This window comes from Bacillus sp. RSS_NA_20 (genome assembly GCF_020165915.1).
Lineage (GTDB): Bacteria > Bacillota > Bacilli > Bacillales > Bacillaceae > Bacillus > Bacillus altitudinis.
The window spans coordinates 1,337,076-1,363,992 of sequence record NZ_JAIUKW010000005.1 but is presented as its reverse complement, the minus strand read 5'-3'; the positions used below and the strand labels follow the sequence as shown (position 1 = coordinate 1,363,992).

The window sequence follows — 26,917 nt, the reverse complement described above, 5'->3', positions numbered from 1 at the left end:
CTGTGAACTGTTTAGTAATAGCTGACGGGAATTCCCGTTATTGAACCACAAGCCGTATTTGCTTTTGACAAAGCAAGCTGCAAATACGGGAAAAAGGGTGGAACCACGATTCCGTTTATTCAACCTCGTCCCTTTCCAGGGGGCGGGGTTTTTATATTGCCAAAAAAAGGAGTGACTAGAGATGTCAGAACAAATTCAACTTACATTTCCAGATGGAGCAGTCAAGGAGTTTGACAAAACAGCTACAACAGAAGACATCGCGGCATCAATTAGCCCAGGCCTAAAGAAAAAAGCGCTTGCCGGTAAATTGAACGGCAAAGAAATAGATCTGCGTACGCCGCTGTTAGAAAGTGGAACAATCGAGATCATCACAGATAAGAGTGAAGAAGCGCTCGATATTATGCGCCACAGCACAGCGCATTTACTAGCGCAGGCAATCAAACGCATTTATGGAAAAGAGCATCACGTCCAGTTTGGCGTAGGCCCTGTCATCGAAAATGGCTTTTACTATGATGTTGACATCGATGTAGCGATTACACCTGAAGATTTACCAAAGATTGAAAAAGAAATGAAAAAAATCATTAACAGCAATTTGCCGATTGAGCGCATTGAAGTTTCTAGAGAAGAAGCAAAAGCACGCTTTGAAGCAATTGGCGATGAATTGAAGCTAGAGCTGTTAGAAGCAATCCCAGAAGGCGAAGCCGTCACAATTTATGAGCAAGGTGAATTCTTCGATCTATGCCGCGGTATTCACTTGCCGTCTACAGGGAAAATCAAAGAATTCAAGCTGTTAAGCCTTGCAGGTGCTTACTGGAGAGGCGACAGTAACAACCAAATGCTACAGCGTATTTACGGAACAGCTTTCTTCAGCAAAGAAGAATTAAACGAGCATTTACGTCTGCTTGAAGAAGCAAAAGAGCGCGATCACCGTAAACTAGGAAAAGAATTGAAACTGTTTGCGAACTCTCAAAAGGTGGGCCAAGGTCTTCCGCTCTGGCTGCCAAAAGGGGCAACAATCCGCCGCGTCATTGAGCGTTATATTGTTGATAAAGAAGTACGCCTTGGTTATGAGCATGTGTATACACCCGTTCTTGCGAGTGTGGAATTGTATAAAACATCAGGCCACTGGGCGCATTATCAAGAAGATATGTTCCCGGTCATGGAAATGGACAACGAAGATCTTGTCCTTCGTCCAATGAACTGCCCGCACCATATGATGATTTATAAAAATGAACTTCATAGCTATCGTGAACTGCCAATTCGGATTGCAGAGCTTGGAACAATGCACCGCTATGAAATGTCAGGCGCTTTATCCGGCCTTCAACGTGTTCGCGGGATGACATTAAACGATGCCCATATCTTTGTTCGTCCAGATCAAATCAAAGATGAGTTCATCCGCACAGTTCGTTTAATTGAAGAAGTGTATCAAGACTTCGGCTTAAATGATTATACGTTCCGCTTATCTTACCGTGATCCAGAGGATACAGAGAAGTATTTTGATGATGATGCGATGTGGAATAAAGCGCAGTCCATGCTGAAAGATGCAATGGACGAGCTTGGACATGACTACTATGAAGCAGAAGGCGAAGCGGCATTTTATGGTCCGAAGCTTGACGTCCAAGTAAAGACGGCCCTTGGAAAAGAAGAGACTTTGTCTACTGTACAGCTAGACTTCTTACTTCCAGAGCGTTTCGATCTCACATATATCGGAGAAGATGGAAAACATCATCGTCCGGTTGTCATTCATAGAGGAGTTGTGTCCACAATGGAACGCTTCGTTGCCTTCTTAATTGAAGAATACAAAGGAGCTCTTCCAACATGGCTGGCACCTGTACAATTCCAAGTCATCCCGGTTTCACCATCTGTCCATTTAGACTATGCAAAAAAAGTGCAAGAACGTTTGCAGCTTGAAGGACTGCGTGTAGAACTAGACAGTCGTGATGAAAAAATAGGATACAAAATTAGAGAAGCGCAAATGCAAAAGATTCCGTACATGCTGGTTGTCGGTGATCAAGAAGCAGAAAATGGCGCGGTCAATGTAAGAAAATATGGGGAACAAGATTCAGAAACAATGGACCTCGAAGCTTTTGTGAAACATGCAGTCGCAGAAGCAAAAAAATAATGAAGGCGCACGAAACAGTCAGTGATCTCATCTATTGAGGTTGCTGGCTTTTTTCTTATGGAAAAAAATTCTCCACTAGTGATCCATTTGCGCAAATGATACGTTTAGATAGTACGAAAGTATGGGTAAGTATGTACTATTAGAGAGAGGCAAATTGGGGGAATGAAAGCGATGATTCAAACAACAAACACTTCATCAACACAAGTATTGGAGCAATCAGCTGTGCTTCGTGCGCTAGAGCACTCACTGGCGATGATTGAATTTGATGTCACAGGTAAGGTCCTATGGGTCAATGATATTTTTGCAAAAGCCATGAAATATTCAAAGGAAGAAATGATTGGTTTAAAGCATAGACAGTTTTGTCCTCCGCATATTGCAGAAGACGCAAGTTATCAAATGTTTTGGAAGCGTTTGAAGAATGGTCAAGTGTTTCAGGAAAAGGTGCAGCGGATCACGAAGTATGGTGACACCTTATGGCTTGAAGCGACGTATACACCAGTGCTCAATGAAGAGGGGAACGTAGTGGCTGTCGTGAAAGTGGCAACAGATATTACGGAGAGGGAAAACACAATGAAGCAGGTAGTAGAAGACCTAAAAGATATGTCTGCAAAATTAATGGAGCGAGCGGAAATCGGCATCCAGCATAGTCAAAGTGTAAATGCTTCTTTTGAACATATCGCGAATGAAACGGATCAAAACATGAGTTTGCTAGAAGGGTTAACAGAGCAGGTGGAGTCGATCAGCTCAATTGCTACAACGATTAACAGTATCGCATCCCAAACGCAGCTGCTCGCATTGAACGCGGCCATAGAAGCTGCGCATGCGGGTTCCTATGGAAATGGCTTTAGTGTCGTCGCGGCAGAAATCCGTAAGCTTGCGACAGATTCAAAGGAAGCGATTGTAAAGGTGGATCGTTATGTGAAGGCGATCCATTTAGAAGTTGAAAAGGTCAGCAACGGAACAAGCCGTGCAAAGACAAGCGTGTTTACAAACCGGGATCTTGTCAAGCAAGCAAGCGAGGAATTCATGAATGTAGGAGAAGCAGCACGCGGCTTAGATCGTCAAGCACAAAGTTTAGCAGCAATTGTATAGCCGAAAACGAAAAAACACCCAATCTCGATCAGGAGAAGGGTGTTTTTCCTATGGTTTATTTTAAAATATCAAACAATTCGTGTAAGTCTTTAATTTCATAATCTGGTGTCACATCTGTTTCATTTTTCTTGCCATGACGATTGATCCAAACGGTTTGGATGCCAGCGCGAGAAGCGCCGAGAATATCTGTTTTTGGATTATCTCCTACCATGATGACATCATCTTTTGTGAGATTTAACAGCTGAAGGCAGTGCTCAAAGATGCCAGGATCAGGCTTTCCTTTCCCGTAATCTCCTGAAATCACAATTTCATTAAAGTAAGGGGCAAGTTCCGGAACACCTGCAAGTTTTTCTTTTTGCAGACTAGGATCTCCATTTGTTAAAAGAAGTAATTCATAGTTGCCCTTCAGGCGCTCTAAAACAGGATACGTTTCTTCATAGACATACGGGCGTTTTCTGCGCTCTGCTGCAAAGAAATCTGCTAAGTATTGACCAAATGCTTCATCGTCAATTCCTGCCTCTTTTAAGCCGTTTGTCCAAGCGTTTTTGCGATACTCTGGTGCAAGGGCGTTCAGCTTTTGAAAGCCTTCGCTAATCGGCTCACTAAAATTGGACCACAGTCCTTCAAAAGGATTAATGCCAATCATGACAGTATAATCATATGTTTCATAAGAAGAGTACAGCTTTCTTGCTTCTTCACGCACAATCTGTTCAAACGATTCTGGATCAAGTCCATATTTCTTTTCCGCTTCCCTGCATGTTTCCTGAAAAGTGGTATGAATGCTTTTTTCATCCCAAAGCAAAGTATCATCTAAATCGAAAAATACGGCTTTCATGATCTTCTCCCTTGTTATGTATGTAGTTACCCTCAATTGCATGTGACAGGCTCATGTTCATTTTACAATAGAAGTTTTAGAGTTTAAATAGATTATTTAGTAATAAAAAAAGTGCACAAAAATGTGCACTCTTACATTATTTTGATAAATCAATGGTCTTATACTTACCGCCAGTCCATCCTAATCCTGATGAGACTTGAAGCGAGAATTTCTTTTCGTTTGGAACTTCAAAAGCAATTCTGCCTTTTTTAGATAATTTAGGATTTATTTGTTTTAAGAAGAAACTTGAATCGGTATCATTTACATACATATTATTTGTTGCAAGTGATTTGTATTCTGTGCCGTCTTTGCCAATTAACCTGAACATCTCAGTATCTACCATTCTGCCTTTTTTACCTGTATTTTTGACCGTTACTTCAACAATCACAAATTTGCCGTCTGTCGTTACATCGCTCATATACTGTTTTTGTAAAGATTTCGCTTCTGTTACGCTGTTTACTTGATAAGTAAAATCTTCGACTGCTACTTTATCTCCAATTTTATGCGTTTTTTCTTTATCATTTTTCTTTTCGCTACTCGTTACTGCATTTTTAGAACCAGTATTTGATGTATTATCTTTTTTGCTGCCGCCCCCAGCCATACAAGATACAAAGATAATAATCAAAATGAGAATAATGATACTAAGACACCCAATCTTAAAAAACTTTTTCAAATAAATCCCCTACTTTTCCTTAATTTATTAAATGAATTTGAATACTTCTCCAATGATAAGTCTAAAGAATTATAAAATCAATCATTTTTTTGAAAAAATAGATATATAATCCTTTTTTATATGGAATATGATTTATATTTTTGTTTATTTATGTATACAACTTGATTTATATCGGTGTGATAATGAAAAATTGAAGGATTTGAAGAGACTTTATTTCTTTTTAAATAAGGCTTGCCCAAATCGTTTCGTCATGCTAAAATGAAAAAGTTGTTTCAAGAGTTCGGTTACTTGACGGACAAATGAAAATTGTGTAGAATAGTTAACGAATTGAATAGATATCACAAGCAGAAGCACCCGCTTCTCACCTGATTGACACATGTTTGTAGTTGACAGGTTGACCGTACATTTATTTTTTCATGCAAATGTTCGCAGTGTGGGTGTTTTATATGCCCACACTTTTTGTTTGCCTGTAAAACATACAACGAAATGGTCAAAATGAATTGTGAACTCAATTCAAAATCTCATGGAGGTGGCTCACTATTAGCAAAGATCAATTAGTTAATGAAGGTATTCGTGCGCGTGAAGTTCGTTTGATCGGACAAAATGGCGATCAGCTTGGGATTAAAACCCGCCAGGAAGCTCTGGAAATTGCTACGAAAGCCAATCTTGACCTTGTGTTAGTTGCTGCAAATGCAAAACCACCTGTTTGCCGAATCATGGACTATGGTAAGTTCCGATTCGAACAACAGAAGAAGGAAAAAGAGGCACGTAAGAATCAAAAAATCATTAGCTTAAAAGAAGTTCGGTTGAGCCCGACAATCGATGAACATGATTTTAACACGAAGCTCCGTAATGCAATCAAATTCCTTGAAAAGGGAGATAAAGTGAAAGCTTCTATCCGCTTTAAAGGCCGTGCGATTACGCATAAAGAAATCGGACAGCGCGTGTTAGACCGTTTCTCTGAAGCTTGCGCTGAAGTAGCAACAGTAGAAACAAAACCTAAGATGGACGGACGCAGCATGTTCCTCATGCTTGCACCAAAAGTCGAAAAGTAAAAGTAACAGAGGGAGGAAACATCCAATGCCAAAAATGAAAACTCACCGCGGATCTGCTAAACGTTTCAAAAAAACAGGTTCTGGTAAACTTAAACGTTCTCATGCGTACACAAGTCACTTGTTCGCTAACAAATCTACAAAGCAAAAACGTAAATTGCGTAAGAGCGCAATCGTAAGTGCTGGAGATTTCAAACGTATCAAACAACAACTTGCAAACATCAAGTAATCTGGAATAGGAAACATAGGAGGGAATTACAATGCCAAGAGTAAAAGGCGGAACTGTGTCGCGTCAGCGTCGTAAAAAGGTTCTTAAATTAGCAAAAGGTTATTTCGGTTCAAAACATAGATTATATAAAGTAGCAAACCAACAGGTGATGAAATCTGGAAACTACGCTTTCCGTGACCGTCGTCAGAAAAAACGTGACTTCCGTAAACTATGGATCACTCGTATCAATGCTGCAGCTCGTATGAACGGTCTTTCTTACAGCCGTTTAATGCATGGCTTAAAGCTTTCTGGTATCGAAGTAAACCGCAAAATGCTTGCTGATCTTGCTGTGAATGACCTAAACGCATTCAACCAGCTTGCTGATGCTGCAAAAGCACAACTAGACAAGTAAGTCATATAAAAGATCATTCCGCCAAGGAGTGATCTTTTTTTCTCATCATGTGAGGTGAAATCAATGAATATCGCTCTGATCGTGCTGCTCATCTTGGTCAATGTCTATGGGTTTTGTCTCATGGGAGAGGATAAACGCCGAGCGAAAGCACACAAATGGAGAATATCAGAAGCGCACTTATGGAGTGCCGCAGTACTTTTTGGTGCTGCTGGGTCATTTCTTGGCATGCAGTATTTCCGTCATAAAACGAAGCATCCTGCCTTTCAAATGGGTATGCCTGCTTTAATTGTTGTCCAATTGGTGATATTGGTCTATCTCAATCTCATCTGAAAAGGGAGCAGACGCCGTTAAGTCGGCGTATCTGCTCCCTTTTTTTGTTTGATTTTTTTGATGGGCTGATCCCAATCAATTTTTGTTTGAGGATACCGTTCAATGATGTTGTCCTCAAGTTTTTCAAAGTCTTCTAATGTGAATTCATTTAGCTTCTCAGGTGACTCCGTCCAAACGTAAATGGAGTGGACAAACAGAGGATGATCCTTAGAAGGAACATGCTTCTCCCCTTCAAACAAGACACCTTTATAGACGAAATTAAAATTTTTACGGGCATTTTGCTGTTCGTCCATAAAATAAAAGCCTTCTTTTAATTGTGCTTGTTTCAGCTTTCTTCTCGGGTTTGAGAAGAATTTTACCGCCATGTAGAAAATATAGACAAGCAATGCAACAAGAGCAAGTCTAATGAGGATGACAAACATGACAGGATGCACCTCCAATACCGTTATCTGATGTACTACGAATGAGAAAGACAAAAGGTTTCAACTTTTTTAAAAAAATATTTCGATTAACGAAAAAATATTCATAAAAAGATCGTATTGAACGAAAGAGGTTTTGTATAATAAGAATGCACCATGAAGAAAAAGGAGGATACACAGAATGACAAAACTAGATCAAACATTAACTATGCTGAAAGACCTAACGGATGCAAAAGGGATTCCAGGAAATGAACGTGATGTAAAAAAAGTCATGCAGTCATACATAGAAACATATTCGGATGAAGTCTCTACAGACCGCCTTGGCAGCTTAATTGCTAAGAAGGAAGGAAATGCAAATGGGCCTAAAGTGATGCTTGCTGGTCACTTAGATGAAGTAGGATTCATGGTGACAAAAATCGATGACAAAGGCTATATTCGTTTTCAAACGGTCGGTGGCTGGTGGTCTCAAGTGATGCTGGCGCAGCGTGTCACCATTGTGACGAAAAAAGGAGACATTACAGGTGTGATTGGTTCTAAACCGCCACATGTCTTGTCACCAGAAGCACGCAAGAAATCAATCGAAATCACAGATATGTTCATTGATATTGGGGCTTCGAGCAAAGAACAGGCAATGGAATGGGGCGTCCTCCCTGGAGATCAAATCGTACCTTACTTTGAGTTTACGGTAATGAATGACGAAAAAATGCTTCTTGCAAAAGCCTGGGACAACCGTATCGGCTGTGCAGTAGCGATTGATGTCATGAAGAATTTAAAGGATACTCAGCATGAAAATATTGCATACAGTGTAGCAACTGTCCAAGAGGAAGTTGGCTTGCGCGGAGCTAAAACAGCTGCAGCTACCATCCAGCCTGATATTGGATTTGCTATTGATGTTGGAGTAGCAGGTGATACACCAGGTATTACTGAAAAAGAAGCAACAAGCAAACTTGGCAAAGGACCAACGATTGTTGTATTCGACGCTTCCATGGTTTCTCATAAGGGGCTTCGGGATTTTGTTGTCCAAACTGCCGATGAATTAAACATTCCTTATCAATATGATTCCATGCCAGGTGGAGGAACAGATGCTGGAGGTATTCACTTAACAGGTCATGGCGTTCCATCACTATCCATCGGGATTCCAAGCAGATATATTCATACCCATGCAGCCATGATTCATCGAGATGATTATGAAAATGCGGTGAAGCTTTTAACAGAAGTCATCAAAAGACTTGATCAAAAAACGGTCGAACAAATTACGTACGGTTCTTAATGATGAAACCTTTCCTCAGTATGGGGAAAGGTTTTTTAATTGCGTTGAATTTCCCAGGAAATGAACTTTGGAATGTAAGTTGTGTCAAAAGAACTGTTTTCAGTAAATGAAGTGATATTTTTCTAGTGAGGAAGGCACATGTGATCCATCTTGTATTTATGTAAGATGAAATCAATAAAAAGGACAGAGCCAATTGAGGCTCTGTCAAAAGAGAGTTTATGGAAGTAGGTGAAGCTTATTTTAGATTAAATCAATTATTCCTATTTGTCAACTTGGTTTTAAAAGAAAGAAAAATCACTCAATTTATGTTATATTTGTAACAAATTGTTTATACAAAGGGGATGGTTAAATGAATGCGGTTTCAATTGTGATAGGATCGATGTGTATTTTAGCGATTGCCTATCGCCTCTATGGCACGTTTATGATGGTGAAGGTACTAAAGGTCACAGATGATCATCCTACGCCGGCCCATGCACTCGAGGACGGGAAAGATTATGTGCCAACAAACAAATGGGTCACATTTGGGCATCACTTTGCTGCAATTGCCGCTGCCGGTCCATTAGTTGGTCCGATTTTAGCCGCACAATTTGGGTATTTACCTGGTCTCCTTTGGCTCTTAATTGGAGCGGTGATTGGCGGAGCTGTTCATGATCTTGTGGTCTTGTTTGCTTCGATGCGAAAAAAGGGGAAATCACTATCCGAGGTAGCGAAAGAGGAGCTTGGTCCTGTGGCAGGATTTTGCACAGGGCTCGCCATGTTATTTATTATTACAATTACAATGGCAGGACTGTCCATGGTTGTGCTTCATGCTTTAGAACGAAATCCTTGGGGAACCTTTGCAGTTGGTATTACCATTCCAATAGCGATGGGAGTCGGCCTTTATTATAAAAAGACAGGCAATTTAAAGCTGGCGACATCTGCGGGATTCATATTACTGATGTTGGGGGTATTCCTTGGACCGAATATTCAAGGAACAGCACTTGGAGATTTGTTAACACTTGATACAAAAACGCTTGCTCTTGCCCTGCCAATCTATGCGTTCTTTGCTGCGGCCCTGCCGGTTTGGTTGCTTTTGGCACCAAGAGACTATTTAAGCAGTTTTATGAAAATTGGTGTTTTCATTGCGCTGATTGCGGGAATCTTTGTGGTTAATCCAACCATCCAATTTCCGGCGTTTACAGAGTTTGTGAGTGGCGGAGGACCTGTCTTAGCTGGACCTGTCTGGCCTTTTATTTCGATTACCATTGCTTGTGGCGCGATTTCGGGTTTTCATGCATTTGTTGGCTCAGGCACAACGCCAAAAATGCTAGATCGTTGGAGTGATATGAAGCCGGTTGCGTTTGGCGCGATGCTCGTAGAATGTTTAGTGGGAATCATGGCGTTAATTGCCGCTACTGCGCTTCATCCGGGAGATTATTTTGCAATTAATAGTACACCTGAAGTGTTCCGAACGCTTGGTATGAGTGTCGAGAATCTTCCGCAGCTAAGTAAAGAAATCGGTCTTGATTTAGAAGGAAGAACAGGTGGAGCTGTTACATTAGCTGTAGGGATGGCGTATATCTTTACGGGAATTCCGTTCTTTAGTCATTTGGCCTCTTATTTCTTCCAATTCGTGATTATGTTTGAAGCCGTCTTTATTTTAACGGCAATTGACGCAGGAACCCGTGTCGCGCGATATTTGATCCAAGACTTCTTTGGAGAAGCATATAAACCGCTGAAACGAAATGACTGGGTACCAGGTTCAGTCTTTGCAAGTGCACTTGCTTGTTTTATGTGGGGATACTTGCTTTACTCTGGAGACATTGGGTCCATTTGGGCACTCTTTGGCGTGTCAAACCAACTAATGGCCTCGGTCGGATTAATCATTGGGGCGACGGTTGTGTTAAAAATTGCGGATAAAAGGCGGTATATGTTAACTTGTTTAATTCCACTTGCTTACTTATATGTGACGGTGAATTATGCGGGTTATTGGATGGTTGCGAATGTCTATCTCAATCCTGAAGCATCTGGCTACAGTGTATTGAATGCCGTGCTTTCGATGATTATGCTGATTTTAGGTTTTGTCATTATCGTGTTCGCTATTAAAAAATGGATCGAAATTTGGCGCGATCCAGCTCTTCGAATGGAGACGCCAATCACTGGCTAAATGAACAAAGCCGGCTTGCTCATAAATAAGCAAACCGGCTTCTTGTTATTGCTGATGCTCAGGCTTTAAGCCCTGCTCTAATGTTTCAAGAATTTCATTTTTTTCATCTTCTGATGCCTCTTGCCATAACACCTCAAACAAAACACCAAGCCCTGGTAGCATTTTTTCCTCGCCACTTTGAATCGCATCTAAAATCGTATGCTCAAGCTGCTCTTGATTATGGCCAGTAATGTTTTGAATCACTGCGCCTCTTAAATTAAAATCCATTGCCCACACTCCTTTTTTGATGGTGATAGCCCTATTCTGTCTCAAAGACAGGTTTATTATGTAGTGTGCTTGAGATATAATAAATTCATGATATTTAAAGGAGTTAAAGTCGCTTGAAGTATATAGAATCAGCTAAAAACGCACACATTAAACAATGGAAAAAGCTCCATACAAAAAAAGAACGAACGAAAACAGGGCTATTCCTTGTTGAAGGAAAACACTTAGTAGAAGAAGCATTAAAGAGCGGGGTTGTGAAAGAGTTAATGATCACAACACCTGACATGCTCCCTGCTGACATCGAGCCTGACATTGAGCTGTATGAATTAAGTGAAGAGGCTTTTACTGCGATGACGGAAACGGAAACACCTCAGCAAATCGCAGCGGTTTGTACAATTCCTGTATTTGAGGAGAAAAAGTATGAACGAATGCTTCTGTTAGATGCAGTGCAGGATCCGGGGAATTTAGGCACACTCATTCGGACAGCAGATGCAGCGGGGCTTGATGCTGTGGTCCTAGGGGATGGAACCGTTGATGCGTTTAACGGAAAAACGCTCCGTTCAGCACAAGGGTCTCATTTTCACCTGCCTATCTTAAAACAAACACTACAACAGACAATTCCAGCATTAAAGGCGCAAGGTATACCTGTATATGGCACTGCTTTAAAAAATGCGAAAGAGTATAGACACATAGCATCAGAAGGTCCATTTGCGTTAATTGTAGGCAACGAGGGAGCAGGTATTGATCCAGAGATTCTTCAAATGACAGATCAAAATTTATATGTTCCAATGTACGGACAAGCGGAATCATTAAATGTGGCTGTGGCAGCAGCGGTTCTTGTCTATCATTTGCGCGGATAGTGTTGCATCACGTCCTATTTTTCACTATAATGAAACTAATATTTTAAAAACCATGATAGAGGAAGATTGTTTCACGAAGCGTCCTATTAGGGAGAATGCATCGTAGACTGAAAGTGCATTTAAGGAATGCTGAAACAGGAATTCACCTCTGGAGTTGTCACCGGGACCGCAGGTTTTGCGTAAAGGTGGACCGGATTCGTTTGATTCCGTTATGTCAATGAAGCTTATTCGCACATGTATTTGTGCTTAACAAGGGTGGTACCGCGACCACAACTCGTCCCTTCTTTTTTGGAGGGGCGGGTTTTTTTATTGTCTTCAAACAATCAAACACCCGTTTATTCAGACGGTTTTGTATATTAAAAGGAGGATGACACTCATGCAAGAAACGTTAAAACAGCTTGAAACAGAAGCGATAGCGAAGGTAGAAGCAGCCAGCTCGCTCAAAGAAGTCAATGACATTCGTGTTCAATATTTAGGGAAAAAAGGTCCGATTACAGAAGTGCTGCGCGGAATGGGCAAGCTTTCCGCTGAAGAAAGACCAAAAATGGGCGCACTTGCAAATGAAGTGAGAGAGCAGATTGCTGGTGCCATTGCTGAAAAAAATGAGCAGCTAGAAGCAGAAGAAGTGAAAAAGAAACTGGCTTCTCAAACCATTGATGTCACATTGCCAGCAAGTCCGATCAAAATCGGGGCAAGACATCCATTAACGATTGTCGTAGAAGATATTGAAGATTTATTTATCGGCATGGGCTATACCGTTGAAGAGGGCCCAGAGGTGGAAACAGATTACTATAACTTTGAAGCGCTCAATCTTCCAAAAGAACACCCTGCACGTGATATGCAGGACAGCTTCTATATTACTGAAGACACACTCATGAGAACACAAACATCACCCGTTCAAGCACGTACACTTGAGAAATATAAAGGCCAAGGTCCTGTGAAGATCATCTGTCCTGGTAAGGTATATAGACGTGACAGCGATGATGCCACTCACTCGCATCAATTCATGCAGATTGAAGGACTTGTGGTAGATCACAATATTAGCATGAGTGACCTCAAAGGAACGCTTGAGACAGTCGCAAGAAAAATGTTTGGGGAAGATCGTGAAATTAGACTGCGCCCAAGCTTTTTCCCATTCACAGAACCTTCCGTTGAAGTTGATGTGTCATGCTTTAAATGCGGCGGGAAAGGCTGTTCCGTATGTAAAGGAACAGGCTGGATTGAAATTTTAGGTGCAGGAATGGTTCACCCGAATGTATTAAAAATGAGCGGATTTGATCCAGATACTTACCAAGGCTTTGCTTTTGGAATGGGTGTTGAACGTATTGCGATGCTGAAATACGGCATAGATGACATTCGTCATTTCTACACAAATGATATTAGATTCACGAAGCAATTTAAGCAGGACTAAGAGGAGGAAATCAACATGTTTGTTTCATATAAATGGTTAGAGGACTATGTCGATTTAGAAGGCATCAAGCCGGATGAATTAGCAGAGAAAATCACAAGAAGCGGAATTGAAGTGGAAGCCGTTGAGTATAAAGGCGAAGGCATCAAAGGCGTTGTCGTTGGACACGTCATTGAACGTGAACAGCATCCGAATGCGGATAAATTAAACAAATGTCTTGTTGATATCGGCGAAGACGCACCGGTGCAAATTATATGCGGGGCTCCAAATGTGGATAAAGGACAGCATGTGGCTGTCGCAACGGTTGGTGCAGTCCTTCCTGGAAACTTTAAAATTAAAAAAGCAAAACTGCGCGGTGAAGAGTCTCATGGCATGATTTGTTCTCTGCAAGAATTAGGCGTAGAGAGCAAGCTCGTACCAAAAGAATATGCAGAAGGCATCTTTGTTTTCCCGAATGACGTGAAACCAGGAGATGATGCCCTTCAAGCGCTTCAATTAGATGACGCGGTACTTGAGCTTGGCTTAACACCAAACCGTGCCGATGCCCTTAATATGCTAGGTGTCGCTTATGAGGTTGCCGCCATTTTAGGGAGAGACATCAAGCTTCCTGATACAGCGCATGACACTTCTTCTGAAAAAGCAGCAGACTATATTTCTGTTAAAATTGAGGATCAAGAAGCGAATCCACTTTATGCAGCGAAGATCATTAAAAATGTAAAGATTGGGCCAGCACCACTTTGGATGCAAACAAGATTGATGAATGCAGGTATCCGCCCAATTAACAACGTCGTGGATATTACGAATTTTGTCTTACTTGAATACGGTCAACCTCTACACGCCTTTGATTATGACCGCTTTGGTTCAAAGCAGGTGGTCGTACGAAAAGCGGCTGAAAATGAAATGATTCAAACTCTGGATGAACAAGAACGTACATTGTCTTCGAAGCATCTTGTCATTACAAATGGCACAAAAGCGCATGCTGTTGCAGGTGTCATGGGCGGTTTTGAATCAGAGGTGCGTGATGAGACGGCAACGATTCTTTTAGAAGCGGCATATTTCAACGGTCAAACCGTCCGTCAAGCATCTAAAGACTTAGGGCTTCGCAGTGAATCAAGCACACGATTTGAAAAAGGGCTCGATCCGCAGCGGACGAAATCAGCAGCCGAAAGAGCAGCGCAATTGATCAGCACCTATGCAGGCGGCGAAGTGCTAAGCGGTACAGTTGAGGAAAATCACCTTGAAACAAGTATGAATGTCATCCACGTATCAACTGAGCGTGTGAACAAGGTGCTTGGCATGAGCATTTCAAAAGAAGATATGATTCAGATTTTCAACAAACTAGGCTTTACAGTGGGCGAATCAAATGATGTGCTTGTCGTAACGGTTCCTTCCCGCAGAATGGATATTACGATTGAAGAAGACCTCATTGAAGAAGTCGCGAGATTATACGGCTACGACAATATTCCATCTACACTCCCTGCGACAGCTGGTACCGTTGGTGGTCTTACGCCATACCAAGTGAAGCGCAGAAAGGTGAGACGTTTCTTAGAGGGCGCAGGGCTTTCTCAAGCGATTACGTATTCATTAACGAATCAGCATAAGTCCACAGCCTTTGCTTTAAATCCAGCTTATCAAACAAGACTTTCCTTGCCGATGAGTGAGGAACGAAGTGTGCTGAGACAAAGCCTTCTGCCAAACTTACTTGATTCTGTCGCATATAACTTAGCAAGACAAGCTGATTCTTTTGCCTTTTACGAAACAGGTTCTGTTTTCTTAGCGGAAACGGAAGGCGCAAAACCAGTAGAGAAAGAGCATGTGGCAGGTGCGTTAACAGGTCTTTGGCATAAAAATCTTTGGCAGGGCGAGAAAAAAGCTGTCGATTTTTATGTTGCGAAGGGTATTGCAGAAGGGCTGTTTGAAAAGCTTGGTGTATCAGAAGAGATCACGTATGTTCAAGCAGAGCGTGAGGGCCTTCACCCAGGACGTACAGCCGATGTTCATTTAAATGGAAAAGTGATTGGCTTTGTAGCTGCACTTCATCCAGTAGTGGAAAAGGAATTAGATTTAAAAGAAACGTATGTATTTGAATTTGATTTAACAGATGTGATGACGTCTGAAACAGAGGATATGAAATATACGGCAATTCCGAGATTCCCAGCAGTGACAAGAGACATCGCACTTGTCGTCGATCAGCATATTTCAAGCGGACAGCTGGAGCAAGTCATTTATGAAGCTGGCGGCCAATTGCTCACAGATCTTTCCGTCTTTGATGTGTATGAGGGTGAGCATATGGAAGAAGGTAAGAAATCTGTTGCATTCTCTCTGCAGTATTTAAACCCAGAACAAACGTTGACCGAGGAAGAAGTCACGGCTGTTCATACAAACGTATTGAAAGCATTAGAAGATACGTATCAAGCTGTCTTGCGCGGATAATAAAAAGAGCTATCGCTTTATGGGCGATAGCTCTTTTTTGATTATAACCATTTTTTCGCTTTTTGGGTGTTGGCAAAATGAAGTTTTGTAAATTGGCGTAAAGCCTCTTCGCCGTGCTGTTTCATCAGCTTTGCTGCCGCTTTGTCAACATGCGGACCGGCTCCTTTTGGAATGTCAAAGCCCGCTGCTTTTGATAATTTATCCATTTCAATTAAAAAAGCATACCTTGCAATAATAGAAGCTGCAGCAACCGATAAGTGGATGCCTTCTGCTTTCGTACTAAAATATGTACGCTCCCGAATGATCTTTTTCCCCGCAAGGTGCCTGAAATAAATGCCTGGTTCGGCAAATTGGTCAATGAGAATGGCTTCTGGTTTCTTGCCATCCAGTTTTTCTAGCACGGAGGTGATGACTTGGTTATGAAGCAGTGCCTTCATTTTCCCTTGGCTCATGCCCTTTTCTTGCATCGCATTGTATTTTTCATTCCGAAGCACGAGAAGGCTGAACGGGATGGTTTTGATCAAGTCTTTGGCAATGTTGATAATCTGCGGATCTTTTAGTCCTTTTGAGTCTTTCACCCCGAGCTCTTTCATGAGAGCAAGCTGACTGGAATCAACATAAGCCGCACAGACCGTAATGGGTCCAAAATAATCGCCAGTACCGACCTCATCTGAGCCAATAACCGACATGGAAGCGATGCCGGGTGGTGGGCTGTACTGTGTGATGGATGGTGTTTTTTTGCTTTTTGTTTCAGCTGCTTGTAAATGGTTGAACTGACTCGCTTCAGCTTCTGCCTTTTGTCCTTGGAACAGCACTTTTCCAGATTTGTAAGCTGTAATCGTACAGCCGGGAACCTTTGCTTGAAATAGAGCGCCTGGCGGCAAAGTGTCAGTTAAATGCTGAGCGTACACGCTCTTCATTTTTTTCATGTCTTCTGATGTTGCTTTTAAGACGGATTGGGGCACAGTGGATAACTCCTTTTTACCTTGATATCATTGATTTCTAAAGTGTACCATAACAGGGAAGGGCTCGTCTTTCCATTCAATGTCTAAACATGTTATGATAGAGACTAGGATTCTCGTGGAATGGAGGAGAAACGTTGTCTGACGGCGGTAAAACGAAAACAACAGTTGAGATTTACGGACAGTCCTATACGATCATCGGTCAAGAAACGAAGATGCATATGCGACATGTTGCTTCAATTGTTGATGATAAAATGAGAGAAATCAATGAAAAAAATCCATACCTTGATATAAACAAATTAGCTGTACTGACAGCAGTCAATGTCGTCCACGACTACTTGAAATTAAAAGAGCAATACGAAAAACTAGAGCTTCATCTAAAAGAAAAGGAATGAAATTACCGTGATCGATATCATCATTTTGTTTTTGCTTCTTATGGGAACGCTTGTCGGTCTAAAACGCGGGTTTATTCTTCAATTTATTAAATTGATTAGCTTTGTTGTTTCTATTTTAGTGGCTTCTCTGTTTTATCAGTCACTTGCACCACAGCTTACGTGGATTCCAGCACCTAATTTTAGCGGCGGTCAAGCGCAGCTTGCTTTCTTTAGTGGGAATCTAGAAACAGCTTATTATAATACCATTGCGTTTATCATTCTGTTTATCTTGACCAAAATCCTGCTCGCTATCATCGGCGGATTGCTCACAACCATTGCAAGTATCCCTGTGATTAAACAGGTCAACAAACTGCTTGGCGCTGTTTTAGGATTTCTTGAAACCTATCTATTTGTGTTTATTCTATTGTTTGTGGCCGCATTACTTCCAGTCGATGCGCTTCAAACGATGATGAGCAAATCAATGTTAGCAGATGTGATCGTAAATAGCACCCCTTACCTGTCCGGTCTTGTCAAAGACCTCTGGTCGACGTATGGAGTTTAAGAACTTCTCCTTTCTTGGAGAAGTTTTTTCTCATTCCATGACAGAAAGTTGTCGGATGAAGGGAAAGTTTGTATATTTATATAGGAAGATGCCAAAGCGGCTGGAGGATGAGAGATGAATAAAAAAGATATTATCAAACTTCTTGAAACAATTGCAGTTTATATGGAGCTAAAAGGAGATAATCCTTTTAAAATTTCTGCCTTTCGTAAAGCAGCTGCGGCACTGGAACAAGATGACCGCAGTCTTTCTCAAATAGATGACCTATTAGCATTACCCGGCATTGGAAAAGGAACCTTTGCTGTGATCACAGAGTATATCGAAAAAGGACAGTCTGAAACACTCGAACAATTAAAAAAAGAAGTGCCTGAAGGACTTGTCCCGCTCTTAAAATTGCAAGGACTCGGCGGGAAGAAGATTGCTAAGCTCTACCAAGAGCTTGGTGTTCACGATGCACAGTCGTTAAAAGAAGCATGTGAAGCGGAAAAAGTACAAACGCTTGCTGGGTTTGGCAAAAAAACAGAAGAAAAGATTCTTGCCGCTCTTGAGGAGGCGGGAAAGCAGCCAGAACGACTGCCAATTGGCTTTGCATTAGATGTGGCAGAACGAATTGATGATGCGCTGGAACAGATGGAGGGAATCATCCGTTTTTCAAGAGCGGGCAGTTTAAGACGTGCGCGTGAAACGGTTAAAGATTTAGATTACATCATTGCGACTGATAACCCTGAACAAGTGAGAGAACAACTTGTTGCTCTTGATGATGTCAAAGATGTCATTGCGAGCGGTGATACGAAGGTATCTGTCATGCTTGCACTTGATTTTGAAATCAGTGTAGATTTCCGGCTTGTGACAACAGACCAATTTGCAACAACGCTGCACCATTTCACTGGCTCAAAAGATCATAACATTCGTATGCGACAGCTTGCGAAGGAGCGCGGTGAGCGTATTAGTGAATATGGGGTTGAAACGATCGAAACTGGGGATGTGAAAACATTTGAAGACGAAAGCGCTTTTTATGCACATTTCCAACTTCCGCTCATTCCGCCAGAAATTCGTGAAACCGGAGCAGAGATTGATTCGTATAAAGAAAGTATGCAATTTGTAGAACGAAAAGATATCAAAGGCGATCTTCATATGCACTCGACATGGAGTGATGGCGCCTTTTCTATTCGCGAAATGGCAGAGGCATGTATCGCAAAAGGCTATGAATACATGGCGATCACAGACCACTCACAATATTTAAAAGTAGCAAACGGTTTAACAAAAGAACGTTTGCGTTTGCAAGCAAAAGAAATTGACAAGCTGAATCAAGAATTCGAACATTTTCACATTTTCAAAGGGGTCGAAATGGATATTCTGCCGGATGGATCGTTAGATTATGATGATGACTTTCTAGCAGACATGGATTTTGTCATTGCGTCTATTCATTCTAGCTTCTCTCAGCCGGAGGAAGTCATTATGGAGCGCCTAGAAAATGCCTTGAATAATCAGCATGTGGATTTAATTGCCCATCCAACTGGCCGTTTGATCGGTAGACGAGACGGCTATGCTTTAAATATTGATCAGCTCATAGAGCTTGCGAAAAAAACGGGCACTGCACTGGAACTCAACAGCAACCCGTCAAGACTGGATTTAAAAACAGAGCATTTAATGAAAGCAAACGAAGCGGGTGTGAACATCATGATCAACACAGATGCACACAACATCGCCATGCTCGATCATATGGACGTCGGTGTCACAGCTGCAAGAAAGGGCTGGACACCAAAAGCAAATGTCGTGAATACATTTTCACTCAATGAGATGAAAAAGTTTTTAACGCGTGACAGGTAGTCGTTAGGAGGCTGGACCATGCTGCAACAAAAAGTGTTAGCATCATTAGAATTTCATAAAGTAAAAGAAAAAGTCATGTCCTATACTGCTTCGACTTTAGGGAAAGAAAAAGCGCAGGACTTAATACCACTCACAGATATCGAGAGCATTCAGCATCTGCTAGAAGAGGTAGCAGAAGCGCAAGATGTGATTCGTTTAAAAGGATCTGCGCCATTTGGCGGGTTAACGGATATTAGACGAGGCGTCAAACGAGCAGAAATAGGCAGTATATTAAGCCCTTCTGAGCTGATGGAAATTGCGGCGCTGTTATATACCACAAAAAACATGAAGCACTTTCTCGCCTCTATGTATGAGGACGGAGTAGAGATACCCCGTCTTCATACATATGCAGAATCGCTGATTTTACTGCCAGACGTGAGAAAAGAAATCGAAAGCTGTATTGGTGACAATGGAGAAGTGCTTGATCACGCAACGCCAGCCCTCCGCACCATACGAACGCAGTTACGATCACTAGAATCAAAAGTGCGAGATAAATTAGAATCAATGATTCGTTCACAATCTGCCTCAAAAATGCTGTCAGACACCATTGTGACCATTCGTAATGATCGGTTTGTCATTCCCGTAAAACAAGAGTACCGCTCGAATTATGGAGGGATAGTTCATGATCAATCTTCTTCAGGCGCAACTCTTTTTATTGAGCCGCAGGTGGTCGTAGATTTAAATAACACCTTGCAGCAAACTCGCCTAAAAGAAAAGCAAGAGATTGAAAAGATTTTGCAAATGCTAACAGCGAGTGTGTCAGAGCACATTGATGAATTGCTTCATAATGTGAATGAACTTCAGACATTAGATTTTATTTTCGCCAAAGCCAAATATGCAAAAGCAGAAAAAGCCACAAAACCTACTGTGAATAACCAAGGGGAGATTTATTTAAAACGGGCAAGACATCCCCTATTGCCCCGAGATCAGGTTGTGGCAAATGATATTGAGCTGGGCAAAGATTTTTCTACGATCGTCATCACGGGTCCAAATACAGGCGGTAAGACCGTCACTTTAAAAACACTTGGACTTCTTACGCTGATGACGCAGGCAGGTCTTCATATTCCAGTCGAAGAAGGATCAGAAGTGGCTGTATTCGATCAAGTCTTTGCTGATATTGGAGACGAGCAGTCTATTGAACAGAGCTTGAGTACATTCTCATCTCATATGGTCAATATTGTGGATATCTTAAAGCATTTGACGTCTAATTCACTTGTGTTATTTGATGAATTAGGTGCGGGGACAGATCCTGCTGAAGGTGCAGCACTTGCGATGAGCATCTTAGATGAAGTTCATCAAACAAATGCGCGCGTCATCGCAACGACTCACTATCCTGAGCTGAAGGCATACGGATATAACCGAGAAGGCGTCACAAATGCGAGTGTAGAGTTTGATATTGAAACCTTATCTCCTACATATCGCTTGCTCATCGGGGTGCCGGGACGAAGTAATGCATTTGAAATTTCCAAGCGTCTAGGACTGCCTCATCATTTAATTGACCGTGCAAAAGCAGATATGCATGCGGAACATAATGAAGTCGATCAGATGATTGCTTCATTAGAAGACAGCAAAAAACAAGCAGAAGAAGAACTGCATGAGACGGAATTCTATAGAAAAGAAGCAGAGAAGCTCCATAAAGAATTGCAAAAACAAATCCTTGAATGGAATGAACAAAAGGACAAACTGCTGGAAGAAGCTGAACAAAAAGCGGCAGAAAAGATTGAACAAGCAACAAAAGAAGCAGAAGAGATTATTCAAGAGCTTCGGTCCATTAAAAGTGAGCATCGTTCGTTCAAAGAACATGAACTCATTGATGCGAGAAAGCGTCTTGAAGAAGCTGTCCCTGAGTTTGACCGTAAGAAAAAACCAGAGCCAGTGAAAAAAGCAGCAAGACAGCTAAAGCCAGGCGATGAAGTCAAAGTGCTGACGTTTGGCCAAAAAGGAACGCTCATCGAACAAACGGGTAACAAAGAATGGAGTGTCCAAATGGGCATTCTAAAAATGAAAGTAAAAGAAAAAGATATGGAATTTATCAAATCAGCACCGGAATTTAAACAAGAGAAAGCCATCACGGCGGTCAAAGGAAAAGACTATCATGTATCACTTGAGCTTGATTTAAGAGGAGAGCGTTATGAGAATGCCTTAAGCAGAGTCGAGAAATACTTAGATGATGCCGTCTTAGCTGGCTATCCGCGTGTGTCGATCATTCACGGTAAAGGCACTGGCGCCTTGAGAAAAGGGGTCCAGGAATTATTAAAACAGCACCGTAGTGTAAAAAATGCTCGTTTTGGAGAACAAGGCGAGGGAGGATCAGGCGTCACCATCGTCGAATTAAAGTAAAAAGGAGAAAACGCATGAAAGCCTTTTGGGAAAATGAACTTGTGGAAATTGCCGCCTATTACAGCGTGGCCGTCCTATGTCTTGTCTTATTTCTGACCATATTTGAACTCGTGACCTCCTATAAAAACTGGGAAGAGATTCAGCGGGGTAACTTAGCTGTTGCTATGGCAACCGGCGGGAAGATTTTTGGGATTGCCAATGTCTTTCAGCATTCCATCGCCCAGCACAACTCGCTTCTTCAAATGGTCGGATGGGGCGTATACGGCTTTGTGATGCTGCTCGTCAGCTATTTCATTTTTGAATTTTTAACACCACGATTTAAAGTAGACAAAGAGATTGAGAATGATAATAGAGCGGTCGGGTTTATTTCACTCATTATTTCTGTTGGGCTGTCTTATGTAGTAGCAGCCGGCATTTAAGGAGACGACATGGAAAAACTAGCCAAAGTATTAATTGTAGTTGCCTGCACTTTTGCGGTTATTGGTGCCGTTTACATGTTCCTGTAAAATGAAGAATACATTCTAGAAAGCTGTCAGTGAAAACCTTGACAGCTTTTCACTCATCAAAGGCGGCGAATCAGAATGAATCAAATCTTGCAAAAAGACGAACTCATAAAGCGCATTGACAGTTGTCTCAAAAAGACATCTCTTCCCCAAGACATATATGAACCGTATATTGCACGTCCTTTTCAAACGACTGGTTTTTTTGATGATTTGAGCCCCTATATTGAAATTGATCCAGCCGGCTATTTTCTTATTCAATATGAACGAGGGATTAAAGTGCTTCATAAAAGAACAAAAGAGGCGGATGAAGTCATTTATTGGATTTTAGAAGACACCATCTTTCTAACTGTGTATCTAGACATGATGAGACAATATCAAGTGGACAACATCCACACACATTTACCTAATGACCCTAGTATCCATAAACAGATCGTGGAGAGAGTCCATGAGTCATTTCGTGAGATCGGTGGATTATACGAAAAGTGGCATCATGAAGGGAAAAGAGCCTCTATAGAAACACCGGCGAAAAAATGAAGATGTGTCATGGAACGAGCTCGATTTGAAAAAAGCAAACAGCCATAAGGAAAAGTTTGCTATAATAAAATAGTACGAAAGTTCAGGAAGGAGGGTTTTTATGCAGTCAGATAAACGTTGGCTTCTGCATTACCCGAATCAAATTCCCCACGAACTCACCATCCCAAATGAAACGTTGCAATCTTACTTATTCAGCTCCGCAGAGGCAGCACCTGAGCATACAGCCATTCATTTTTTAGGAAAAAACATCACCTACCAGCAGTTACAAGAAGATGCACTGAAATTAGCCAGTCACTTGATTGACATCGGTGTCAAAAAAGGCGACAGAGTAGCGATTATGCTGCCAAACTGCCCGCAATCGGTGATTTCTTATTATGCGGTTTTAATAGCAGGCGGCATTGTCGTTCAAACCAATCCGCTTTATACGGAGAAAGAACTGGAATATCAAATGGAGGACAGCGGCTCTAAGGTGCTGATCACTCTCGATCTACTGTATCCAAAGGCCTATAAAATGAAAGCGCTGACAAGTATGGAGCATTTGATCATCACAAAATTACAAGATTACTTGCCATTTCCGAAAAACATATTGTTTCCGATTGTCCAGCGAAGGAAAAACAACATGGTCATCCAAGTGGAGAAGAGTGATTCCATTCATCATTTCTCACAGATCATGAAAGAGTCGTCAGGAGAACAGATTCCGCAAATATCCTTTCAACCGAAAGAGGATGTCGCAGTTTTGCAATATACAGGCGGAACGACCGGTTTACCAAAAGGGGTCATGCTCACACACGAAAATATAGTAGCCAATACAGAAATGTGTACATCCTGGATGTATAAAACGAACCGCGGAAAAGAGCGGATTCTTGGGATCATTCCGTTCTTTCATGTATACGGCATGACGACCGTGCTAAACCTTGCAGTCAAAGAAGGTCATCAAATGATTCTTCTTCCGCGTTTTGATGCAGCGGATACCTTGAAGACCATTGAAAAACAGAAACCGACGCTGTTCCCAGGAGCACCAACGATGTATATTGCCCTGCTTCATCATCCGAATATTGAAAAGTATGACCTATCATCCATCACCGCATGCTTAAGCGGATCGGCCGCTCTTCCTGTTGAAGTCAAACAGAGTTTTGAAAAACTAACAGGAGGAAGGCTGGTGGAGGGGTATGGACTTTCAGAAACTTCTCCTGTCACTCATGCCAATTTCTTATGGGGAGCGAACAAAATAGGAAGTATCGGGTGCCCTTGGCCGAATACAGATGCCGGTATTTATTGTGAAGAAACGGGTGGACTCAAAGCGCCATATGAGCACGGAGAGATTATCGTCAAAGGTCCTCAAATCATGAAAGGATACTGGAATCAGCCGGAGGAGACAGCGGCAGTGTTAAGAGACGGCTGGTTTTTCACAGGAGACATTGGGTATATGGATGAGGATGGTTTTTTCTATATCGTAGACCGGAAAAAAGATGTCATCATCGCGAGCGGCTATAATATTTACCCAAGAGAGGTTGAAGAAGCCCTTTATGAGCATGAGCTTGTACAAGAAGTTGTTGTGGCGGGTATTCCAGATCCGTATAGAGGGGAAACAGTAAAAGCCTTTGTTGTCCCGAAGAAGGATGCCTATGTAACAGAGGATGAACTGGATCGTTTTGTTAGAACAAGAATTGCCTCATTTAAAGTGCCGCGTGTCTACGAATTTAAGGAATCACTGCCTAAAACGGCTGTAGGGAAAATCTTGCGCAGAGTGTTAATTGAAGAAGAAAAAAGAAAGCAATCATCTTCAACAGAAGAACCAGTCGATCGATGAGAGAATGAACCAGCATCATCCGGTCAAGCGGCCGGATGATTTGAATTGTACGTGTCTGCTCTGGTATGCTAAAGGTTGAAAAGAAAGAAGAACATCACTTGACAAATCACTCGTTTCTTTTTAACATAAAGTTATGAATGAATGCTCATTCAATTTAGAAAGGGACGAAGCACATTGAAGCAGAAAAGACCGAAGTACATGCAAATTATTGATGCAGCCGTTGTGGTGATTGCAGAGAACGGCTACCATCAATCACAAGTTTCAAAGATTGCCAAACAAGCAGGGGTAGCAGACGGAACCATTTATCTCTATTTCAAAAACAAAGAGGACATTTTGATCTCATTGTTCAAAGAAAAAATGGGACAATTCATCGAACGGATGGAAAACGATATTCAAAAGAAACCGTCTGCCAAAGAAAAGCTTCTTCTCCTCATTCGAGAACACTTTCGCCTGCTATCGCAAGACCATCATTTGGCCCTTGTGACACAGCTTGAACTCAGGCAGTCAAACCTTGAACTGCGCCAAAAAATCAATGAGGTGCTGAAAGGGTATTTAAATATGCTCGACTCCATTTTAACCGAAGGAAAGAAGACCGGAGAATTTAGACAAAATCTAGATGTCCGCTTAGCGAGACAAATGGTATTTGGGACGATTGATGAAACCGCTACAACATGGGTCATGAATGATCAAAAGTATGACCTGCCTGCACTCGCAGAAAGTGTACATGATCTTCTCTTAAACGGAATACATCAATCTTAAAGACAATTGAAAAAGGATGATTGACATGGAAAAAATACTTAGCTTACACCAAGACGAACAGACAGCACTCATCACGATTCAACACCCACCTGCAAATGCCTTATCCTCTCAGCTTCTCACTGAACTCAATGACATGTTTGATCAGCTTGAACAAAACAGTGAAGTGAGAGCTATTGTCATTCATGGAGAAGGTAGATTTTTCTCAGCAGGTGCTGATATTAAAGAATTTACGACCTTGCAGGAAGAGTCTGATTATGCCAGCCTTGCAGACAGAGGACAGCAAGTGTTTGAACGAATTGAACAATGTCCAAAACCGGTGATTGCTTCCATTCACGGGGCAGCATTAGGCGGCGGGCTTGAGTTGGCAATGTCGTGTGATATTCGAATCGCAACAAAAGATGCAAAGCTGGGACTGCCGGAATTAAATCTCGGTATTATCCCAGGATTCGGCGGAACGCAGCGCCTGCCTCGCTATGTTGGATCAGCTAAAGCACTTGAAATGATGGGAACAGCTGAGCCAATTACAGGAGAAGAAGCATTTGCCTGCGGACTTGTTTCAAAACTTGCGGAAACAGAGGAAGAAGCGCTGGAAACAGCGAAAACATTGGCGGCGAAATTTGCAGCGAAAAGCCCTAAAACGCTTGAGTATGTGCTTGAATTATTGAATGCGACAAAAGTGTACTCATATGATGGCGGAATGAAGCTGGAAGCCAAAAAGTTTGCTGAAGTGTTCCAGTCGAATGATGCCAAAGAAGGCATCCAAGCTTTTATTGAAAAGCGTAAACCGAATTTTAAAGGGGAATAAGGGATTAGTACGACACAAGGGGGAGAAATGAATGAATATTTTTGTTTTAATGAAGCGTACGTTTGACACGGAAGAGAAAATCTCTATTCAGTCTGGTGCTATTCAAGAAGATGGGGCAGAGTTCATTATTAATCCTTATGATGAGTACGCAATTGAAGAAGCGATTCAGCTTCGGGATGAGCACGGGGGAGAAGTAACGGTCGTGACAGTTGGCAATGAAGATGCGGAGAAACAGCTTAGAACAGCACTTGCAATGGGCTGCGATCAAGCCGTTTTATTAAATGTTGAAGATGATTTGGAGGAGTGGGATCAGTTTTCCGCTTCTACGATTCTATATCACTATTTCAAGGATAAAGAAGCTTCCTTGATCTTAGCAGGGAATGTAGCGATTGACGGCGGGTCTGGACAGGTGGCCCCGCGTCTTGCTGAATTACTCGGTTTTCCATATGTCACAACCATTACAAGTATTCAAATCGACGGCGGCTCAGCTTCAATTGAGCGAGATGCAGAGGGTGATGTGGAAGTGATTTCTGCCGAGCTCCCGCTAGTGGTCACCGCGCAGCAAGGTCTCAATGAGCCTCGTTATCCATCGTTACCAGGCATCATGAAGGCAAAGAAAAAGCCTTTAGAAGAACTGGAATTAGACGATCTAGATCTAGATGAAGACGATGTGCCATATAAAATAAAAACAATTGAACGTTTCTTACCGGAGAAAAAAGAGAGTGGCAAGGTGTTGAGCGGTGAGCTTCAGGATCAGGTCAAGGAACTGACAGACCTGCTAAGAAATGAAGCAAAAGTCATCTAAACATCCACTTTACGATATCACGAGAACAAGGGGG

General features: G+C 41.9%; 26 protein-coding genes and 2 other annotated features (1 of these 28 running past the window's edge). Of the genes, 21 read left to right on the top strand and 5 right to left on the bottom strand.

The genetic code is table 11. The features are described from left to right. Positions 1-136 (top strand) — a binding site (T-box leader); it begins 112 nt to the left of the window's first position. 45 nt (positions 137-181) lie between these two features. Both thrS and LCD32_RS12615 read left to right on the top strand, forming a co-directional pair. Then, positions 182-2,122, top strand: coding sequence for a threonine--tRNA ligase (gene thrS, locus LCD32_RS12620; RefSeq protein ID WP_224563896.1), 1,941 nt, complete (start codon positions 182-184; stop codon positions 2,120-2,122). A 171-nt stretch (positions 2,123-2,293) separates the two neighbouring features. After that, positions 2,294-3,214: a methyl-accepting chemotaxis protein gene (locus LCD32_RS12615; protein WP_017358260.1), complete on the top strand. Its 921-nt coding sequence runs from the start codon at positions 2,294-2,296 to the stop codon at positions 3,212-3,214. Between the two features lie 55 nt (positions 3,215-3,269). On the opposite strand, the gene LCD32_RS12610 is transcribed toward LCD32_RS12615, so the two are convergent. After that, the gene (locus tag LCD32_RS12610; RefSeq protein WP_017358259.1) at positions 3,270-4,049 is read right to left on the bottom strand and encodes an HAD family hydrolase; all 780 of its coding nucleotides are present in this window, start codon (positions 4,047-4,049) and stop codon (positions 3,270-3,272) included. Between the two features lie 136 nt (positions 4,050-4,185). Beyond that, positions 4,186-4,761 (bottom strand): DUF4352 domain-containing protein, encoded by a 576-nt coding sequence (locus tag LCD32_RS12605; RefSeq protein ID WP_017358258.1) that lies wholly within the window; start codon positions 4,759-4,761, stop codon positions 4,186-4,188. Positions 4,762-5,097: 336 nt separating this feature from the next. Continuing rightward, positions 5,098-5,229: a sequence feature (ribosomal protein L20 leader region), on the top strand. 71 nt (positions 5,230-5,300) lie between these two features. On the opposite strand from LCD32_RS12605, the gene infC reads away from it, so the two are divergent. The 4 genes from infC to LCD32_RS12585 all read left to right on the top strand — a co-directional run bounded on the left by infC (position 5,301) and on the right by LCD32_RS12585 (position 6,763). Continuing rightward, on the top strand, positions 5,301-5,816 hold the full coding sequence (gene infC / locus LCD32_RS12600) for a translation initiation factor IF-3 (RefSeq protein ID WP_024718649.1): 516 nt from the start codon (positions 5,301-5,303) through the stop codon (positions 5,814-5,816). A gap of 25 nt (positions 5,817-5,841) precedes the next feature. Then, complete coding sequence (gene rpmI / locus LCD32_RS12595; protein WP_003216324.1) at positions 5,842-6,042, top strand: 50S ribosomal protein L35; 201 nt, start codon at positions 5,842-5,844, stop codon at positions 6,040-6,042. A 31-nt stretch (positions 6,043-6,073) separates the two neighbouring features. Then, a complete protein-coding gene (rplT, locus tag LCD32_RS12590) occupies positions 6,074-6,433 on the top strand; it encodes a 50S ribosomal protein L20 (RefSeq protein ID WP_007501659.1) in 360 nt (119 codons plus the stop codon). Between the two features lie 63 nt (positions 6,434-6,496). Continuing rightward, complete coding sequence (locus tag LCD32_RS12585) at positions 6,497-6,763, top strand: DUF1294 domain-containing protein (protein WP_008346019.1); 267 nt, start codon at positions 6,497-6,499, stop codon at positions 6,761-6,763. Positions 6,764-6,780: 17 nt separating this feature from the next. Here LCD32_RS12585 and LCD32_RS12580 read toward each other — a convergent pair whose 3' ends face one another. Beyond that, a complete protein-coding gene (locus LCD32_RS12580) occupies positions 6,781-7,185 on the bottom strand; it encodes a hypothetical protein (RefSeq protein ID WP_046527305.1) in 405 nt (134 codons plus the stop codon). 178 nt (positions 7,186-7,363) lie between these two features. Here LCD32_RS12580 and LCD32_RS12575 point away from each other — a divergent pair, with 178 nt between their 5' ends. Beyond that, the gene (locus LCD32_RS12575) at positions 7,364-8,452 is read left to right on the top strand and encodes a M42 family metallopeptidase (RefSeq protein ID WP_048001861.1); all 1,089 of its coding nucleotides are present in this window, start codon (positions 7,364-7,366) and stop codon (positions 8,450-8,452) included. A 349-nt stretch (positions 8,453-8,801) separates the two neighbouring features. Next, positions 8,802-10,598, top strand: a complete 1,797-nt coding sequence (gene cstA / locus LCD32_RS12570) for a carbon starvation protein CstA (protein ID WP_008346013.1) — start codon at positions 8,802-8,804, stop codon at positions 10,596-10,598. A 45-nt stretch (positions 10,599-10,643) separates the two neighbouring features. Here the strand turns inward: cstA and sspI are convergent, their stop codons facing one another. Beyond that, a complete protein-coding gene (gene sspI / locus LCD32_RS12565) occupies positions 10,644-10,865 on the bottom strand; it encodes a small acid-soluble spore protein SspI (RefSeq protein WP_008346010.1) in 222 nt (73 codons plus the stop codon). Positions 10,866-10,978: 113 nt separating this feature from the next. Here sspI and LCD32_RS12560 point away from each other — a divergent pair, with 113 nt between their 5' ends. The 3 genes from LCD32_RS12560 (at position 10,979) to pheT (ending at position 15,563) form a co-directional block, all read left to right on the top strand. Next, complete coding sequence (locus LCD32_RS12560) at positions 10,979-11,722, top strand: TrmH family RNA methyltransferase (protein WP_017358254.1); 744 nt, start codon at positions 10,979-10,981, stop codon at positions 11,720-11,722. 376 nt (positions 11,723-12,098) lie between these two features. After that, entirely contained in the window at positions 12,099-13,133 is a 1,035-nt protein-coding gene (gene pheS / locus LCD32_RS12555; protein WP_008346004.1) for a phenylalanine--tRNA ligase subunit alpha, read from the top strand. 15 nt (positions 13,134-13,148) lie between these two features. Next, on the top strand, positions 13,149-15,563 hold the full coding sequence (pheT, locus tag LCD32_RS12550) for a phenylalanine--tRNA ligase subunit beta (protein WP_116307251.1): 2,415 nt from the start codon (positions 13,149-13,151) through the stop codon (positions 15,561-15,563). Positions 15,564-15,604: 41 nt separating this feature from the next. Here pheT and rnhC read toward each other — a convergent pair whose 3' ends face one another. Further along, positions 15,605-16,528 (bottom strand): ribonuclease HIII, encoded by a 924-nt coding sequence (gene rnhC, locus LCD32_RS12545; RefSeq protein ID WP_035391180.1) that lies wholly within the window; start codon positions 16,526-16,528, stop codon positions 15,605-15,607. A gap of 134 nt (positions 16,529-16,662) precedes the next feature. Here rnhC and zapA point away from each other — a divergent pair, with 134 nt between their 5' ends. The 10 genes from zapA to LCD32_RS12495 all read left to right on the top strand — a co-directional run bounded on the left by zapA (position 16,663) and on the right by LCD32_RS12495 (position 26,883). Further along, positions 16,663-16,920: a cell division protein ZapA gene (zapA, locus tag LCD32_RS12540; RefSeq protein WP_008345998.1), complete on the top strand. Its 258-nt coding sequence runs from the start codon at positions 16,663-16,665 to the stop codon at positions 16,918-16,920. Positions 16,921-16,927: 7 nt separating this feature from the next. Further along, positions 16,928-17,461 carry a CvpA family protein gene (locus LCD32_RS12535; protein WP_025207758.1) on the top strand — a complete coding sequence of 178 codons (534 nt, stop codon included), beginning with the start codon at positions 16,928-16,930 and terminating at the stop codon, positions 17,459-17,461. A 114-nt stretch (positions 17,462-17,575) separates the two neighbouring features. Beyond that, on the top strand, positions 17,576-19,288 hold the full coding sequence (gene polX, locus LCD32_RS12530) for a DNA polymerase/3'-5' exonuclease PolX (protein WP_035391182.1): 1,713 nt from the start codon (positions 17,576-17,578) through the stop codon (positions 19,286-19,288). 21 nt (positions 19,289-19,309) lie between these two features. After that, a complete protein-coding gene (locus tag LCD32_RS12525) occupies positions 19,310-21,667 on the top strand; it encodes an endonuclease MutS2 (RefSeq protein WP_024718639.1) in 2,358 nt (785 codons plus the stop codon). 14 nt (positions 21,668-21,681) lie between these two features. Then, the gene (locus LCD32_RS12520; protein ID WP_007501637.1) at positions 21,682-22,086 is read left to right on the top strand and encodes a DUF350 domain-containing protein; all 405 of its coding nucleotides are present in this window, start codon (positions 21,682-21,684) and stop codon (positions 22,084-22,086) included. Between the two features lie 162 nt (positions 22,087-22,248). Beyond that, entirely contained in the window at positions 22,249-22,704 is a 456-nt protein-coding gene (locus tag LCD32_RS12515) for an Imm63 family immunity protein (protein ID WP_206115633.1), read from the top strand. Between the two features lie 100 nt (positions 22,705-22,804). Further along, complete coding sequence (locus tag LCD32_RS12510; RefSeq protein ID WP_224563893.1) at positions 22,805-24,514, top strand: AMP-binding protein; 1,710 nt, start codon at positions 22,805-22,807, stop codon at positions 24,512-24,514. A gap of 174 nt (positions 24,515-24,688) precedes the next feature. After that, a complete protein-coding gene (locus LCD32_RS12505; RefSeq protein WP_017367816.1) occupies positions 24,689-25,273 on the top strand; it encodes a TetR/AcrR family transcriptional regulator in 585 nt (194 codons plus the stop codon). A gap of 25 nt (positions 25,274-25,298) precedes the next feature. Further along, positions 25,299-26,078: an enoyl-CoA hydratase gene (locus tag LCD32_RS12500; protein ID WP_017358245.1), complete on the top strand. Its 780-nt coding sequence runs from the start codon at positions 25,299-25,301 to the stop codon at positions 26,076-26,078. 31 nt (positions 26,079-26,109) lie between these two features. Beyond that, positions 26,110-26,883, top strand: a complete 774-nt coding sequence (locus LCD32_RS12495; protein ID WP_060781258.1) for an electron transfer flavoprotein subunit beta/FixA family protein — start codon at positions 26,110-26,112, stop codon at positions 26,881-26,883. Positions 26,884-26,917: the final 34 nt, after the last annotated feature.

Coding starts and splice junctions, on each gene's coding strand:
- thrS (WP_224563896.1), top strand. CDS start 182: ATGTCAGAACAAATTCAACTTACATTTCCAGATGGAGCAGTCAAGGAG.
- LCD32_RS12615 (WP_017358260.1), top strand. CDS start 2,294: ATGATTCAAACAACAAACACTTCATCAACACAAGTATTGGAGCAATCA.
- LCD32_RS12610 (WP_017358259.1), bottom strand. CDS start 4,049: ATGAAAGCCGTATTTTTCGATTTAGATGATACTTTGCTTTGGGATGAA.
- rpmI (WP_003216324.1), top strand. CDS start 5,842: ATGCCAAAAATGAAAACTCACCGCGGATCTGCTAAACGTTTCAAAAAA.
- rplT (WP_007501659.1), top strand. CDS start 6,074: ATGCCAAGAGTAAAAGGCGGAACTGTGTCGCGTCAGCGTCGTAAAAAG.
- LCD32_RS12585 (WP_008346019.1), top strand. CDS start 6,497: ATGAATATCGCTCTGATCGTGCTGCTCATCTTGGTCAATGTCTATGGG.
- LCD32_RS12580 (WP_046527305.1), bottom strand. CDS start 7,185: ATGTTTGTCATCCTCATTAGACTTGCTCTTGTTGCATTGCTTGTCTAT.
- LCD32_RS12575 (WP_048001861.1), top strand. CDS start 7,364: ATGACAAAACTAGATCAAACATTAACTATGCTGAAAGACCTAACGGAT.
- cstA (WP_008346013.1), top strand. CDS start 8,802: ATGAATGCGGTTTCAATTGTGATAGGATCGATGTGTATTTTAGCGATT.
- sspI (WP_008346010.1), bottom strand. CDS start 10,865: ATGGATTTTAATTTAAGAGGCGCAGTGATTCAAAACATTACTGGCCAT.
- pheS (WP_008346004.1), top strand. CDS start 12,099: ATGCAAGAAACGTTAAAACAGCTTGAAACAGAAGCGATAGCGAAGGTA.
- pheT (WP_116307251.1), top strand. CDS start 13,149: ATGTTTGTTTCATATAAATGGTTAGAGGACTATGTCGATTTAGAAGGC.
- polX (WP_035391182.1), top strand. CDS start 17,576: ATGAATAAAAAAGATATTATCAAACTTCTTGAAACAATTGCAGTTTAT.
- LCD32_RS12520 (WP_007501637.1), top strand. CDS start 21,682: ATGAAAGCCTTTTGGGAAAATGAACTTGTGGAAATTGCCGCCTATTAC.
- LCD32_RS12515 (WP_206115633.1), top strand. CDS start 22,249: ATGAATCAAATCTTGCAAAAAGACGAACTCATAAAGCGCATTGACAGT.
- LCD32_RS12510 (WP_224563893.1), top strand. CDS start 22,805: ATGCAGTCAGATAAACGTTGGCTTCTGCATTACCCGAATCAAATTCCC.
- LCD32_RS12500 (WP_017358245.1), top strand. CDS start 25,299: ATGGAAAAAATACTTAGCTTACACCAAGACGAACAGACAGCACTCATC.
- LCD32_RS12495 (WP_060781258.1), top strand. CDS start 26,110: ATGAATATTTTTGTTTTAATGAAGCGTACGTTTGACACGGAAGAGAAA.